Origin of the sequence: Bradyrhizobium sp. BRP56 (genome assembly GCF_020194035.1) — a bacterium.
Taxonomy (GTDB): Bacteria; Pseudomonadota; Alphaproteobacteria; order Rhizobiales; family Xanthobacteraceae; genus Bradyrhizobium; species Bradyrhizobium australafricanum.
Genome location: NZ_JADYVV010000070.1, coordinates 21131 through 34539, shown reverse-complemented (window position 1 = coordinate 34539; position 13409 = coordinate 21131). Strand labels below are relative to the sequence as shown.

17 protein-coding genes are annotated in these 13409 nt (G+C 64.5%); 7 read left to right on the top strand and 10 right to left on the bottom strand.

Features of this window, described 5'->3' with window-relative positions:
* Positions 1–50 precede the first annotated feature (50 nt).
* Positions 51–836, bottom strand: coding sequence for an endonuclease III (nth, locus tag I6F38_RS35010; protein WP_050383613.1), 786 nt, complete (start codon positions 834–836; stop codon positions 51–53).
* A gap of 22 nt (positions 837–858) precedes the next feature.
* Here nth and I6F38_RS35005 point away from each other — a divergent pair, with 22 nt between their 5' ends.
* Both I6F38_RS35005 and I6F38_RS35000 read left to right on the top strand, forming a co-directional pair.
* Positions 859–1419, top strand: a complete 561-nt coding sequence (locus I6F38_RS35005) for a DUF2244 domain-containing protein (RefSeq protein WP_225163628.1) — start codon at positions 859–861, stop codon at positions 1417–1419.
* Positions 1420–1526: 107 nt separating this feature from the next.
* Complete coding sequence (locus tag I6F38_RS35000) at positions 1527–2423, top strand: bifunctional helix-turn-helix domain-containing protein/methylated-DNA--[protein]-cysteine S-methyltransferase (RefSeq protein ID WP_225163641.1); 897 nt, start codon at positions 1527–1529, stop codon at positions 2421–2423.
* A gap of 140 nt (positions 2424–2563) precedes the next feature.
* Here I6F38_RS35000 and I6F38_RS34995 read toward each other — a convergent pair whose 3' ends face one another.
* The 9 genes from I6F38_RS34995 to dnaK form a co-directional block, all read right to left on the bottom strand.
* Entirely contained in the window at positions 2564–3187 is a 624-nt protein-coding gene (locus tag I6F38_RS34995; RefSeq protein WP_028341753.1) for a 2,3-bisphosphoglycerate-dependent phosphoglycerate mutase, read from the bottom strand.
* Positions 3188–3234: 47 nt separating this feature from the next.
* A complete protein-coding gene (gene dapB / locus I6F38_RS34990; protein WP_016841511.1) occupies positions 3235–4047 on the bottom strand; it encodes a 4-hydroxy-tetrahydrodipicolinate reductase in 813 nt (270 codons plus the stop codon).
* Between the two features lie 72 nt (positions 4048–4119).
* Positions 4120–4416, bottom strand: a complete 297-nt coding sequence (locus tag I6F38_RS34985; protein ID WP_057020363.1) for a DUF1330 domain-containing protein — start codon at positions 4414–4416, stop codon at positions 4120–4122.
* Between the two features lie 21 nt (positions 4417–4437).
* Positions 4438–5148 (bottom strand): orotidine-5'-phosphate decarboxylase, encoded by a 711-nt coding sequence (gene pyrF, locus I6F38_RS34980; protein WP_225163627.1) that lies wholly within the window; start codon positions 5146–5148, stop codon positions 4438–4440.
* A 6-nt stretch (positions 5149–5154) separates the two neighbouring features.
* A complete protein-coding gene (locus I6F38_RS34975) occupies positions 5155–5733 on the bottom strand; it encodes an NAD(P)H-dependent oxidoreductase (RefSeq protein ID WP_225163626.1) in 579 nt (192 codons plus the stop codon).
* Positions 5734–5781: 48 nt separating this feature from the next.
* Entirely contained in the window at positions 5782–6384 is a 603-nt protein-coding gene (locus I6F38_RS34970) for an rRNA adenine N-6-methyltransferase family protein (RefSeq protein ID WP_026192052.1), read from the bottom strand.
* A gap of 99 nt (positions 6385–6483) precedes the next feature.
* Positions 6484–7611 carry a molecular chaperone DnaJ gene (gene dnaJ / locus I6F38_RS34965; RefSeq protein ID WP_057020359.1) on the bottom strand — a complete coding sequence of 376 codons (1128 nt, stop codon included), beginning with the start codon at positions 7609–7611 and terminating at the stop codon, positions 6484–6486.
* Between the two features lie 3 nt (positions 7612–7614).
* Positions 7615–7767, bottom strand: coding sequence for a hypothetical protein (locus I6F38_RS34960; protein WP_176936801.1), 153 nt, complete (start codon positions 7765–7767; stop codon positions 7615–7617).
* Between the two features lie 14 nt (positions 7768–7781).
* Positions 7782–9683: a molecular chaperone DnaK gene (dnaK, locus tag I6F38_RS34955; protein WP_026192053.1), complete on the bottom strand. Its 1902-nt coding sequence runs from the start codon at positions 9681–9683 to the stop codon at positions 7782–7784.
* Between the two features lie 566 nt (positions 9684–10249).
* Between dnaK and I6F38_RS34950 the strand changes: the two genes are divergently transcribed.
* The 5 genes from I6F38_RS34950 (at position 10250) to I6F38_RS34935 (ending at position 13363) form a co-directional block, all read left to right on the top strand.
* A complete protein-coding gene (locus I6F38_RS34950) occupies positions 10250–11185 on the top strand; it encodes a hypothetical protein (protein ID WP_225163625.1) in 936 nt (311 codons plus the stop codon).
* A gap of 97 nt (positions 11186–11282) precedes the next feature.
* Positions 11283–11993: a bifunctional nicotinamidase/pyrazinamidase gene (pncA, locus tag I6F38_RS34945; protein ID WP_225163624.1), complete on the top strand. Its 711-nt coding sequence runs from the start codon at positions 11283–11285 to the stop codon at positions 11991–11993.
* 22 nt (positions 11994–12015) lie between these two features.
* Positions 12016–12660 (top strand): hypothetical protein, encoded by a 645-nt coding sequence (locus I6F38_RS34940; protein WP_346657160.1) that lies wholly within the window; start codon positions 12016–12018, stop codon positions 12658–12660.
* A complete protein-coding gene (locus I6F38_RS44295) occupies positions 12570–12869 on the top strand; it encodes a helix-turn-helix domain-containing protein (protein ID WP_346657159.1) in 300 nt (99 codons plus the stop codon). Before I6F38_RS34940 ends, I6F38_RS44295 begins: the two co-directional genes overlap by 91 nt.
* Positions 12870–12937: 68 nt before the next feature.
* Positions 12938–13363: a VOC family protein gene (locus tag I6F38_RS34935; protein WP_028341762.1), complete on the top strand. Its 426-nt coding sequence runs from the start codon at positions 12938–12940 to the stop codon at positions 13361–13363.
* Positions 13364–13409 lie beyond the last annotated feature (46 nt).

Sequence of the window (13409 nt, the reverse complement as noted above, 5' to 3'; positions counted from 1 at the left end):
ACGCGTACAAACGCCGGACGAACCTATTAGCACATGACGACGATCATGCCTCAGACGGTCTTTTCCGGCCACCGGCAGAGATCGTTGATCAGACATACGTCGCAACGTGGACCGCGAGCGAGGCAGGTGTAGCGGCCATGCAGGATCAGCCAGTGATGGGCGTGCAGCATGAACTCGGTCGGGATCACCTTCTCCAATCCCAACTCGACCTCGAGCGGGGTCTTGCCGGGCGCGAGCCCGGTGCGGTTGCCGACGCGAAACACATGGGTGTCGACCGCCATCGTGTGCTCGCCGAACGCCATGTTGAGCACGACATTCGCGGTCTTGCGGCCGGCGCCGGGCAACGATTCGATTTCAGCGCGCGTGCGCGGCACCTCGCCGCCGAACTCGGCGATCAGCTTCTGCGACAGCGCGATGACGTTCTTGGCCTTGTTGCGATAGAGCCCGATGGTCTTGATGTAGTCGCGCACCCTGTCCTCGCCGAGCTCAAGCATCTTCTCCGGCGTGTCGGCGACCGCGAACAGCGCTCGCGTCGCCTTGTTGACGCCGGCGTCGGTCGCCTGCGCCGACAGCACCACCGCAACCAGCAGCGTGTAGGGGTTGAGGTGCTCGAGCTCGCCCTTGGGCTCGGGATTGGCTTTGCGGAACCGGTCGAAAGCCTCGTAGACCTCCTCCGATGTCCATGGCTTCGGCTTTACGGTTCGCTTGGCGGCCTTCTTGGCCGCCTTCTTTGCCCCGCGTTTGGGCAGCAGCCTTGCCGCTTTCGCAGGCTTCTTCTTCGGTGCGGAACGAACGCTTGATGTGCTGGCGCGTTGAGAGCGGATGATTTTGGCCATGAACCGGATATACTGATACGTCATGACCGCAGGCAACGACTTTGATCCGGGCGAAGACCTCAGGGCCAATGACCTCGCGGCTGATGTCGCTGAGGCCGAGCCCAAACTGTTCTCGGCATTACTGACGCCGCACCGCTCGCTGAATCGCACCGGCTTTATCGTGCTGATGTCGTTCGTCACCGTGGTCAGCTTCATTGCCGGCGCGGTGTTCTGGTGGCTCGGCGCCTGGCCGATCTTCGGCTTCTTCGGCCTCGACGCGCTGGTGATCTATTGGGCGTTCAAGGTCAATTTCCGCACCGCCAAGGCGAGCGAGGAGATCACCGTCACGGCGTCGGAACTGAGGGTGCGCAGGATCAGCCATCGCGGCCATGTGGCGGAATGGGTGCTCAATCCGCTCTGGGTGCGGTTCGAGCAGATCTCGCATGAGGAGTTCGGCATCGAGCGGCTTTATCTGGTCTCCCGGGGCCGCCGGGTCAGCGTTGGCAGCTTCCTCGGACCGGACGAAAAGGCTAGCTTCTCCAAGGCTTTGACGGCGGCGCTCAATGCCGCGAAACGCGGCCCGACTTACAACCCCATCCGCTAGGTCTTATTCGAGCATGATCTCGTCGGAAAACCGGTCCCCACTTTTCCGGATCATGCTTGTCGGAAATCGGGTGGTTTGGAGGCGCCATGGCTCCTAAATCAGAGACCATGATGACACTCGCCATACACGATCAGCGCCTGGCCAAGCCGGGCCTCCAGAGCGCCGCGCTGCGCGACTATGACTCGGTTCGGCGCGCCATCGCGTTCATCTCGGAGCATTGGCGCACACAGCCGACCATCGAAGCAATGGCCGATGCCGCCGCCGTCACGCCGGATGAATTGCACCATCTGTTCCGCCGCTGGGCCGGGCTGACGCCGAAGGCCTTCATGCAGGCGCTGACCCTGGATCACGCCAAGAACCTGCTGCGCGATTCCGCCAGCGTGCTCGACGCGGCACTCGACTCCGGCCTGTCAGGGCCGGGACGGCTGCACGACCTGTTCGTCACGCATGAGGCGATGTCGCCGGGCGAATGGAAGACCGGCGCAGGCGGCATGACGCTGCGCTACGGCTTCCATCCCTCGCCGTTCGGCACCGCGATCGTGATCGCAACGGATCGCGGGCTTGCGGGGCTTGCCTTCGCCGATCACGGCGACGAGCAGACCGCATTCGCCGACATGAAGCGGCGCTGGCCGAACGCGACCTATGTCGAGGACACCGACGGCACCGCCGCGCTGGCGCAGCGCGTGTTCGATACAGGGTTGTGGCGGGCGGACCAGCCGCTGCGCGTCGTCTTGATCGGCACCGACTTCGAGGTGCGGGTGTGGGAGACGCTGCTCAAGGTCCCGATGGGCCGCGCGGTCAGCTATTCCGACATCGCCTGCAAGATCAACAGCCCGAAAGCCTCGCGCGCGGTCGGCGCCGCTGTCGGCCGCAATCCGGTGTCGTTCGTGGTGCCCTGCCATCGCGCACTCGGCAAGAGCGGCGCGCTGACCGGCTATCACTGGGGCATCACCCGCAAGCAGGCGATGCTGGGCTGGGAAGCCGGCCAGGTGGGATTGCACTAAGCAACCGTTACCCGTCACCCTGAGGAGCGCGAAGCGCGTCTCGAAGGGTCGACGGCCCGGCTGGTGGCCGTGCATCCTTCGAGACGCGCGCAAGGGCGCGCTCCTCAGGATGACGGGACGAGCGAATTGATTGCTTCAGCCTACCCCGCGAGATCGACCTTGGACGCAACGGTGGAATCGGCATTGAGCCGATAGACCACCGGCGCGCCGGTGGCGAGTTCGCGCTTGAGGATCTGCTCCGGCGTCAGCTTCTCCAGCACCATGATCAGCGCGCGCAGCGAATTGCCGTGGGCGGCGATCAGCGTGCGCTGGCCGCGCAGCACGCCGGGCAGGATCTCCTGCACGTAATAAGGCAGCGTGCGCGCCAGCGTATCCTTCAGGCTTTCACCGCCGGGCGGCGGCACGTCGTAGGAACGGCGCCAGATCAGAACCTGATCCTCGCCCCACTTCTTGCGAGCGTCGTCCTTGTTGAGGCCGGAGAGATCGCCGTAATCGCGTTCATTGAGCGCGAGATTCTTCGTGGTCGGCAATCCGGTCTGGCCGATCTGCTCCAGCATCAGCTTCAGCGTGTGCTGCGCACGGGTAAGATCGGAGGTGAACGCGACATCGAACGACAGGCCCTGCGCCTTCAGCTTGCGGCCGGCCTCGTTCGCTTCGTTGACGCCCTGCTCGGTGAGATCAGGGTCCTTCCACCCGGTGAACAGGTTCTTCAGATTCCAGTCGCTCTGACCGTGACGAACGAGCACAAGGAGACGATCACTCATTTCAGATTCCGTTTTCGCTTAGCTGGATTTCATTCCGTCGAGCGGTGTCAGTCGCTCAATCCGAGGACGTCGGCCATCGAATACATGCCGGGCTTCTTGCCATGCGCCCACAACGCTGCCTTCAGCGCGCCCTGCGCGAACAGCGCGCGATCCTCTGCATGGTGCGAGAGCGTGATGCGCTCGGAGGGGCCGGCAAAGATCACGCTGTGATCGCCGGCCGCAGTGCCGCCGCGCAACGAGGCAAAGCCGATATCGCCCGCGCGCCGCGCACCGGTGAGGCCATCGCGGCCGCGCGCCGAATGCTGATCGAGCGCGATTCCGCGTCCCGCGGCCGCGGCTTCACCGAGCATCAAGGCAGTGCCCGACGGCGCATCGATCTTGGACTTGTGGTGCATCTCCAGAATTTCGATGTCAAAGCTCTGGTCGAGCGATTGCGCGACGCGCTTGACGAGCGCGGCGAGCAGATTGACACCGAGGCTCATATTGCCTGACTTCACCACGATGGCGCGGTTGGTCACGCTGCGGATCACCGCATCGTCGGACGGCGACATCCCGGTGGTGCCGATGACGTGAACGAGGCCGCGCTCGGCCGCGATCGCGACGTTGGCGATGGTCGCGGCCGGCACGGTGAAATCCAGGATGCCGTCGGCGCCGGCCGACATCGACCACAGATCGGCCGACAGCTTGACGTCATTGGCGGGGAGGCCGGCGAGCACGCCGGCGTCCTTGCCGAGCAGTTCCGAGCCCGGCGCTTCCAGCGCGCCGACCAGCACCGCCCCCGGGGTTTCGGAAATCACCCGGGTCAGCGTGCGGCCCATCCGGCCGCCGGCTCCCGCAACGATCAAACGCATGTCAGCCATGGCTCACCTCTCCACGCGATATAGCGAGCCAAGGCTGTTCCGGCAACCGAACCGGCTACCCGATGCGCGGGACTATGGGCTGTCGTGCCCCTCGATGATGATGAGGTCGGCGATCGAATGCGGCTGCCGCACCTTGATGTTGGCTTGGTATTCCGGCGATTGGTAGCAAGCGAGCGCGGTCGCGTAATCGGGGAATTCGATCACGACATTGCGGGAGCGGCTCTGGCCCTCCACGCCGGTGAACTTGCCACCGCGAACGATGAACTTGCCGCCGAATTTCTGGAAGATGGCGGGGTTGGCCGCCATGTAGGGCTTGTAGCCTTCCTCATTGTGAACGTCGACGCGTCCAATCCAGTATCCCTTCGCCATCTCTGTTCTCCCTCTTGTTGTTCAGGCGAGCGCCTGGGCGATTTCGGCGTGAATGGCTTCGGCTGATGCCTTCGGGTCGGCGGCTTCCATCACCGGACGTCCGACCACGAGATAGTCGGCGCCGGCGGCAATGGCGCGAGCCGGCGTCATGATGCGCTTCTGGTCGCCGGTCGCCGAGCCTGCGGGGCGGATGCCCGGGGTCACCAGGTTCATCTGATCGCCGACGATCTTGCGCAAGGCGGCGGCCTCCTCGGGCGAGCTGACGAGCCCGTCGACACCAAGCGCCTGCGCCTGCCTGGCGCGCGCTTCGACGAGATCGGAGACGTTGAGGCGATAGCCCGCCGCATGCAGGTCGGTGTCGTCGTAGGAGGTCAGCACCGTCACCGCGAGGATCTTCAGGCCGGAGCCGGCGCGGGCCTCGACCGCGGCCTTCATGGTCTGCGGGTAGGCATGCACGGTGAGAAAGGTCGCGCCGAGCCCGGCGACGCTTTCGACCCCGCGCGCGACGGTGTTGCCGATGTCGTGCAGCTTCAGATCGAGGAAGACCTTCTTGCCGCTGCCTGCAAGCTGCTTCGCCAGGATGAGGCCGCCGGCATAACCGAGCTGATAGCCGATCTTGTAGAAGGTGACGGCATCGCCGAGCCGGTCGATCATCGCCTCGGCGCTGGCGACGGACGGCAGATCGAGCGCCACGATCAACCGGTCTCTTGGAGCGATCCTGGCTGGCTGCATGTCACCTCACATCATGCGTTGGGAATGGTCGATCAGCTGCCGCACCAGCGCCTGCATCGCGTCGATGTCGGCTTGGTGCTTCAGATGATCCATATCGTCATAGGCCTGCTCGGCAAATGACAGCGCGAGCTGGTTTGGGATCACGGTGGCGCGGCACGCCGTCAGGATCAGGCGCAGCGCAGCCAGCGCGCGGGTGCCGCCGAGCCGGTTGCCGGATGCGGCTGAAATCGCGAACGCGCGGCCGTGGAACACCTGACCTCGCACCTCATGCGGATCCTGCACGCGGCTCACCCAGTCGATCGTGTTCTTCACCAGCGCCGGCACCGAGGAGTTGTATTCCGGCGTCACGATCAGCACGCCATGATGGACGCCGATCATCCGCTTCAGATTCACGGCATGCTGCGGCACGCCGGATTTCGCCTGCAGGTCGCCGTCATAGATCGGCAGCGGAAAATCGCCGAGCGAGATGCGGGTGACGTCGGCGCCGGATTGCGCCAGTTCGTGCGCCAGCACGGCAGCCAGCTTCGCATTGAGCGAGCCTGACCGAAGCGATCCGGGGATCACGAGGATTTTCAGCGCGGACATTTTGAAATCGCAGGTAAGGCGCACGCCCGGCGCGACGGCGTCGGGTGGTCAGCCCTTGCGATACACCCAGACCCGCGCGGGCGGAAGGTTCATCCAGATCCGCTCGGAGGCCTCTGTGGACACGCCCGGCAGCGACTTCGGAATCGGAGGCACCACCGAATAGGTGAACTGAATGAACGGCGCGCCGGGTGCGAGCGCCAGGAAGGCGTCACGGACCAGCCTCAGGCGGGTCAGCATCGGCTTGGTGACGAGCGGCAGGCCGGAGACCACGGCCGAGGCGGGAGATTTCAGCACCTCCCACAGCGTATCGCGCAGCGTATAGGCATCCCCCTGGACGACCCTGGCGTGCGGATAGCGTTCGCGCAGCAAGGCGCAGAAGCCGGGATTGTATTCCACCAGGACGAGACGCTTCTGATCCACGCCGTGCTCGATCAGCGCGTTGGTGATCGCCCCGGTGCCCGGTCCAAGTTCGACGACCGGCCCCTCGGCGTCGGGATCGACATATTGCGCCATCGTGCGCGCGAGCAGCCGCCCAGACGGCATCACCGCGCCCATATGCAGCGGCTTCTCCATCCATGAACGGAGAAATCGAACCTCGTCGTCGAGACGGAGGGGCTTCTTCGACGCACGCACGGACGATTGCAAAGGCATGTCGCTACCAGGCGGGGACCGCACAATCGAGCGGTTGTCAGAAAACAGTCACAAAGACGTATAGGTCGAAGTCGTTACGGTCAAGCATAACGACTGCGGCTAGACGGAGCGATTGCCAAAGAAGTCCTTGACCTTAGAGAAGAAACCCGCTGCCTCCGGCTGGGTTGCGCCGGACGACAGCTTTTCGAACTCCATCAGCAGTTCTTGCTGCTTCTTGGTCAGATTCTGCGGCGTTTCGACCACGACCTGGACATACATGTCGCCGGTCTGGCGCGAACGGAGCACCGGCATACCCTTTGATGCGATGCGGAATCGCCGGCTGGACTGGGTGCCGGCCGGCACCTTCACCTTGGTCTTGCCCTTGTCGATGGTCGGCACTTCGAATTCGCCACCGAGCGCTGCGGTCACCATCGAGATCGGCACGCGGCAGTGCAGGTCGGCGCCGTCGCGCTGGAAGAACTGGTGCGTGGTCAGCGACAGGAAGATGTAGAGGTCGCCGGGCGGTCCGCCGCGGACACCGGCCTCGCCTTCGCCGGCGAGACGAATGCGGGTGCCGTCCTCGACGCCCGGGGGAATGTTGACCGACAGCGTGCGCTCGCGCGTCACCCGGCCGGAACCGGCGCAGGAGGTGCAGGCATCCTCGATCATCTGGCCGCGGCCCTGACAGCCGGGACAGGTCCGCTCCAGCGTGAAGAAGCCCTGGGCCTGCCGGATACGGCCGGCGCCGCCGCAATGTGAGCACGTCTTCGGCTTGGTACCGGCCTTGGCGCCGGTGCCCGAGCAGGATTCGCAGGTGACCGAGACCGGGATCTCGATCTGCGCGGTCTTGCCCTGGAAGGCCTCCTCGAGCGTGATCTCCATGTTGTAGCGCAGGTCGGCGCCGCGCTCGCGGCCACCGCCGCGGCGCTGCCCGGCCATGCCGAACAGGTCTTCGAAAATGTCGGAGAAGGATGAGGCGAAGCCGGCGCCGAAGCCGGGACCGCCGCCGCCCATGCCCTGCTCGAAAGCGGCATGACCGAAGCGGTCATAGGCGGCGCGCTTGTCGCCGTCCTTCAGCACCTCATAGGCTTCGTTGATTTCCTTGAACCGGACTTCGCTGGTGGCGTCGCCCGGATTCTTGTCCGGATGCCATTTCATCGCGAGCTTGCGGAAAGCCGATTTCAGCTTGGTCTCGTCCGCGTTCCGCTCAACCTCGAGGGTCTCGTAGTAGCAGCGCTTGGTGGACATCCTTCAATTCCGTCCGAAGTTCATCGCGATCGCCAAAGATTGCGCCAAGGATTGCGTAAAGGATTGCGCCTGTCTGGAAGATGCAGCGATCGCCTTAAAGAAAAATGACCCCCACTCCTCCGAGACGCGGCGCGTGCTCATTGGTGTGAGGGTCATGATCGCAAATCCGCTTAAGCAGACTTCTTGCTGTTCTTGTCGTCGTCGACCTCGGTGAACTCCGCGTCGACAACGTCATCCTTAGCAGCGTCCTTGGCCGCATCGGCCTCGGCCTGCTGCTTGTACATGGCCTCGCCGAGCTTCATCGAAGCCTGCGCCAGCGTGTTGGTCTTGGCCTTGATCGCCTCGGCGTCGTCGCCCTTCAGCGCTTCCTTGAGGTCGCTGACGGCGTCTTCGATCGCGCGGCGCTCGGTGTCGGCGATCTTCGAACCGTGTTCGGCCAGAGCCTTCTCGGTCGAGTGAACCAGACCGTCGGCATGATTCTTGGCGTCGACAGCCTCGCGGCGCTTCTTGTCCTCGGCCGCGTTGACCTCGGCGTCCTTGACCATCTTGTCGATGTCGGCTTCGGACAGACCGCCGGATGCCTGGATCCGGATCTGCTGTTCCTTGCCGGTCGCCTTGTCCTTGGCCGAGACGTTGACGATACCGTTGGCGTCGATGTCGAAGGTCACCTCGATCTGCGGCATGCCGCGCGGAGCCGGCGGAATACCCATCAGGTCGAACTGGCCGAGCATCTTGTTGTCGGCCGCCATTTCACGCTCGCCCTGGAAGACCCGGATGGTGACAGCGCCCTGATTGTCTTCGGCGGTCGAGAACACCTGGCTCTTCTTGGTCGGGATCGTGGTGTTGCGGTCGATGATGCGGGTGAACACACCGCCCAGCGTCTCGATGCCCAGCGACAGCGGGGTCACGTCGAGCAGCAGCACGTCCTTGACGTCGCCCTGCAGCACGCCGGCCTGGATCGCAGCGCCGATCGCGACGACCTCGTCGGGATTGACGCCCTTGTGCGGCTCCTTGCCGAAGAACTGCTTCACGACTTCCTGGATCTTCGGCATGCGGGTCATGCCGCCGACCAGCACCACTTCGCCGATCTCACCGGCGGTCAGGCCGGCATCCTTCAGCGCCTTGCGGCACGGCTCGATGGTCTTCTCGACGAGATCGGCCACTAGCGCCTCGAACTTGGCGCGGGTCAGCTTCATCGTCAGATGCTTCGGACCGGTCTGGTCAGCCGTGATGAACGGCAGGTTGATTTCGGTCTGCGTGGTCGACGACAGCTCGATCTTGGCCTTCTCCGCAGCCTCCTTCAGGCGCTGCAGGGCAAGCTTGTCGTTGCGCAGGTTGATGCCCTGCTCCTTCTGGAATTCGTCGGCGAGATAGCCGACCAGGCGCATGTCGAAATCTTCACCGCCGAGGAAGGTGTCGCCGTTGGTCGACTTCACCTCGAACACGCCGTCGCCGATCTCGAGGATCGAGACGTCGAAGGTGCCGCCGCCGAGGTCGTACACGGCGATCGTGCCGGACTTCGACTTGTCGAGACCGTAGGCGAGCGCGGCAGCCGTCGGCTCGTTGATGATGCGCAGCACTTCGAGGCCGGCGATCTTGCCGGCGTCCTTGGTGGCCTGACGCTGCGCGTCGTTGAAATAGGCGGGAACCGTGATGACGGCCTGCTCGACCTTCTGGCCGAGATGCGCCTCAGCGGTCTCCTTCATCTTCTGCAGAATGAAGGCCGAGACCTGCGAGGGCGAATAGGTCTTGCCATCGGCTTCGACCCAGGCGTCGCCGTTCGATGCCTTGACGATCTTGTAGGGAACGAGCTTCTTGTCCTTCTCGACCATCGGGTCGTCATAGCGGCGGCCAATGAGGCGCTTCACCGCGAAGAACGTACGCTCGGGATTGGTCACCGCCTGGCGCTTCGCCGGCTGGCCGACGAGGCGCTCGCCATCGTCAGTGAAAGCAACGATCGACGGCGTCGTTCGCATGCCCTCGGCATTCTCGATCACCTTGGCGTTCTTGCCATCCATTACGGCGACGCACGAATTCGTGGTGCCGAGGTCGATCCCAATGACCTTACCCATGGTTTTGATATCCTCTTTGCTACGGCAGGTTGGTTGGGCCCTGACGGCGCTCCGTACCGAACCCCCAGACGTTCACATACTCGCGATATTGCGACGGTGAGCCTGATATAGGAGAGAGGGTCCTGCCCGCAAGGACTGGACGCAACGTTGAGGCCTGAAAAGACTGACGTTTGAAAGATTGTGTCAGCCCGGCTGCAGCGCCGGTTCAAGCCCGATCCAAGTTAACAAATCGGCAATGATGCGGCACGCCGTCGACCGCGAACATCCGCCACGAGACGTCCGCGCTGTTGAGTGAACACTCACAAACGTCGTATGCGGAAGCGGGCGCAGGCCGAGGGCGCGCTGTTTGGCCGCTGGTGGCCGATCGTCGGAAACGTCGGGAAACTGGAAAGTGCCAGCCAATCGGGACGAAAAGCCCATGGAATCGGGCCTGCAGGCCCGGAGCGCGGCTTTGGCGGCCTGTTGCAGGGTCATCAAAACCGCTAAAAGCGGTCCGACTGAAAGAGGCCATCCAGCCCTGCACCGGCCCCGTTGCGCGGCCACCAAGCAAAACCGGTAGATCCCCCATGACGCCTTTTCGACTTCTCGTTGCGGTTGCCTTGCTGCTTGCTGCCACCTGTCGTGGCTTTGCCGCCGACGTGGTGTTTCCGCCGGGCGCGCATGTCGGGATGAAGCCGCTGGTGGGCCTCAACCGCGCCAAGTCGTTCATCGGCTTCGAGACCGAGGACCAGGGCGTGAAGGTCTTGATCGCCGATCTGCCCGCGGACGCCTACAACGAGGTCGTGAGCGCCTTCAAGGCCAACCCGGCCGGCAGCGGAAACATCAAGCCGGAGAGCCTCGAGACGCCGGCCGGCCTCGCCTATTACACCGTGGAGAGCGCGCGTGACGGCACCACCAATGTGCGGCGCTATTCCATGATCCTGCCGGGACCGACCTTCTCAGGCTATGTCGCGGTGCAGGTGCCGGAGAACGCGAGCAAGATCTACACCGACGACGCCGTGCGGCAGATGTTCGCCACCGCCCAGATCCGCAACGAGGTGCCGGTCGACGAACAGCTCGGCATGATGCCGTTCAAGGTCACCGAGCTCAGCAGCTTCAAGAATGTCCGCATGCTGGCGCCGGGCGCGGCGCTGCTGATGGCCGACGGCGACGAGAAGGGCCTTGAGACCAAGCCATTCATGCTGCTTGGCATCATCGGCTCGGCCCCGGCCACACCGGATGATCGCGGTCGCTTCGCCCAGCAGATCGCCACCACGATCCCCGGCGTGCGCGACGGGCGGATCACCATGTCCGAACCGATCCGGATCGACGGCCAGCCCGGCTTCGAGACGCGCATCGACGCCGTCAGCGGCAAGGACAATACCCCGGTGACCATCGTGCAGTGGCTGCGGTTCGGCGCGCAAACATCGATGCGCATTATCGGTAGCTCCCCGCGCACCGATTGGGAGAAGGCCTTCCCGCGCTTCCGCGCGGTGCGCGACGGCATCCAGCCGCGCGGCTGATCAGCCGCTCGCAGCTCCAGTCGGAAAAATCCCACTTTCGTCGTTCGCCGAACGGAACTAGCCTCCTCGTGCAATTATCAAAGCGAGGAGGGGCGCGATGCCGGATCGACGACAGGTTGTTGCAGGGCTCGGTACGCTGGCGCTTGCGGCGCTAATTCCAAAACATCTCTGGGCGGCTGCGATCAAGCCCGACGACGGCTCCGCGCTGCTCGTGATCGACGTCCAGAACTGCTTCCTGCCCGGCGGCAGCCTTGCCGTGAAGGACGGCGAGCAGGTGGTGCCAGTGATCAACCGGATCGCCAAGAGCTTTGCCAATGTGGTGATGACGCAGGACTGGCACACGCCCGGACACATCTCCTTTGCCTCGACCCATTCCGGCAAGAAGCCGTTCGAGATCGTCGATCTTGCCTATGGCAAGCAGGTGCTGTGGCCCGACCACTGCGTCCAGGGTACCGACGGCGCCTCGCTGTCGAAGGAACTCGCGATCCCGCACGCCGAGCTGATCATCCGCAAGGGTTTTCACAAGGACGTCGACAGCTACTCCGCCTTCACCGAGGCCGACGGCAAGACCACCACCGGGCTCGCCGCGTATCTGAAGGCGCGCAACGTCGAGCGGGTTTTCGTGGCCGGGCTCGCCACCGATTTCTGCGTGGCATGGACCGCGCTCGATGCGCGCAAGGCCGGCTTCGAGACCTATGTGGTGGAAGATGCCTGCCGCGGCATCGACACCCAGGGATCGCTCGCCAAGGCCTGGGACGACATGGCCAAGGCCGGCGTCAAGCGCATCCAGTCCTCGGATATCGCGTAGGACGCCGCCTCGCGAGATCCGCATGGCCGAGCCTGCGTCACCCGTTGCATTCGATCTCGCGCAGCGCCTGCCATCGCCGCGCATCGCGGGCCTGATCGTCCGGATCACCGGTTATCGCGAGACCGCAACAGGCCGGTTCGCGCAGCGGCAGACCGCGCCGCTGATCGTCCCGCTGATCATCAGTTTCGGCTCGCCGTTCCTGATCGCGCTGTCGCGCGAGCCCAGTGCGGCCGATCGTCAGCTCAGCTTCGCCGCCGGCCTGCATGCCGGGCCTGTTTACATCGAGTCCGACGGGCGCGCCGCCTGCGTGCAGGTCGATTTCACCCCGCTTGGCGCCTACAGCTTCTTCGGCGGCGCCGTGACCGACCTGGTCGGGCGCATGGTCGATATCGACGATGTGCTCGGCCATGATGGCCGTCGTCTGCGCGAGCAACTCGGCGCCGTGACCTGCTGGCAGCGCCGCTTCGACCTGATCGAGGCGTTCGTGCTGCGCCGCGCCGGCCACATGCCGTCTCCCGAATCGCGTTCGCCTATCGAAAACTGGCGCGTTCGACCGGTGCCATCAGCATCACGGCATTGGCCGACGAGATCGGCTGGAGCCGCAAGCATCTGGCTGGCCGGTTTCGGTCCGAACTCGGCCTCGCCCCCAAATCGCTGGCGCGCATGATGCGGTTTCACCGGGCGAGCCGGCTGGCGCAAAGCGGCGCAGCGCTTGGCTGGGCGGGGATCGCGGCGGAAAGCGGCTATGCCGACCAGGCCCATCTCGCCCGCGAGTTCGTCGAATTCGCAGGCGAACCGCCAACCGCCTGGGCGCGCCGCCAGGCCTTGACCGACCGCCGGCTGGTTCACGCCGGCGACGGGCTGGCGGACTGGTAACAAACCTTCAAGCCGACGCCGCGTTGCCTCGTGCAGGATGGCGCCGTCAGCCAAGGAGGTGAGCGACCATGACGCACGACATCGAACCGCCCCGCATCTACCCGACCCTGCGCTGCAAGGACGCCGAGGCGATGACCAATTGGCTCACGACGGTGCTTGGGTTCACCGAACACGTCGTCTACCGCGATGGCGGCGTCATCCATCACGCCGAGCTCGCCTATGGTTCCTCGATGCTGATGCTGGGCCAGAGCCGCGACGACGCATATGGCAGGCTGGTCGGCGACCTCGACAACCGCCGCACCGACTCGATCTATATCGCGGTCGACGATCCCGACGCGCTGCACGCGAAGGTCAAGGCTGCCGGCGCCAAGATCGAGATGGAACTGCGCGATACCGACTATGGCAGCCGCGACTTCGCCTGCCGCGATCCGGAAGGAAATCTCTGGAGCTTCGGCACCTATTGGCCGAAGGCACACGAGAAGCCGCGACCGTGAGCCCGCGCAATCCGCGAGCTCACAAACGCGCAGCCGGGATCGGGAT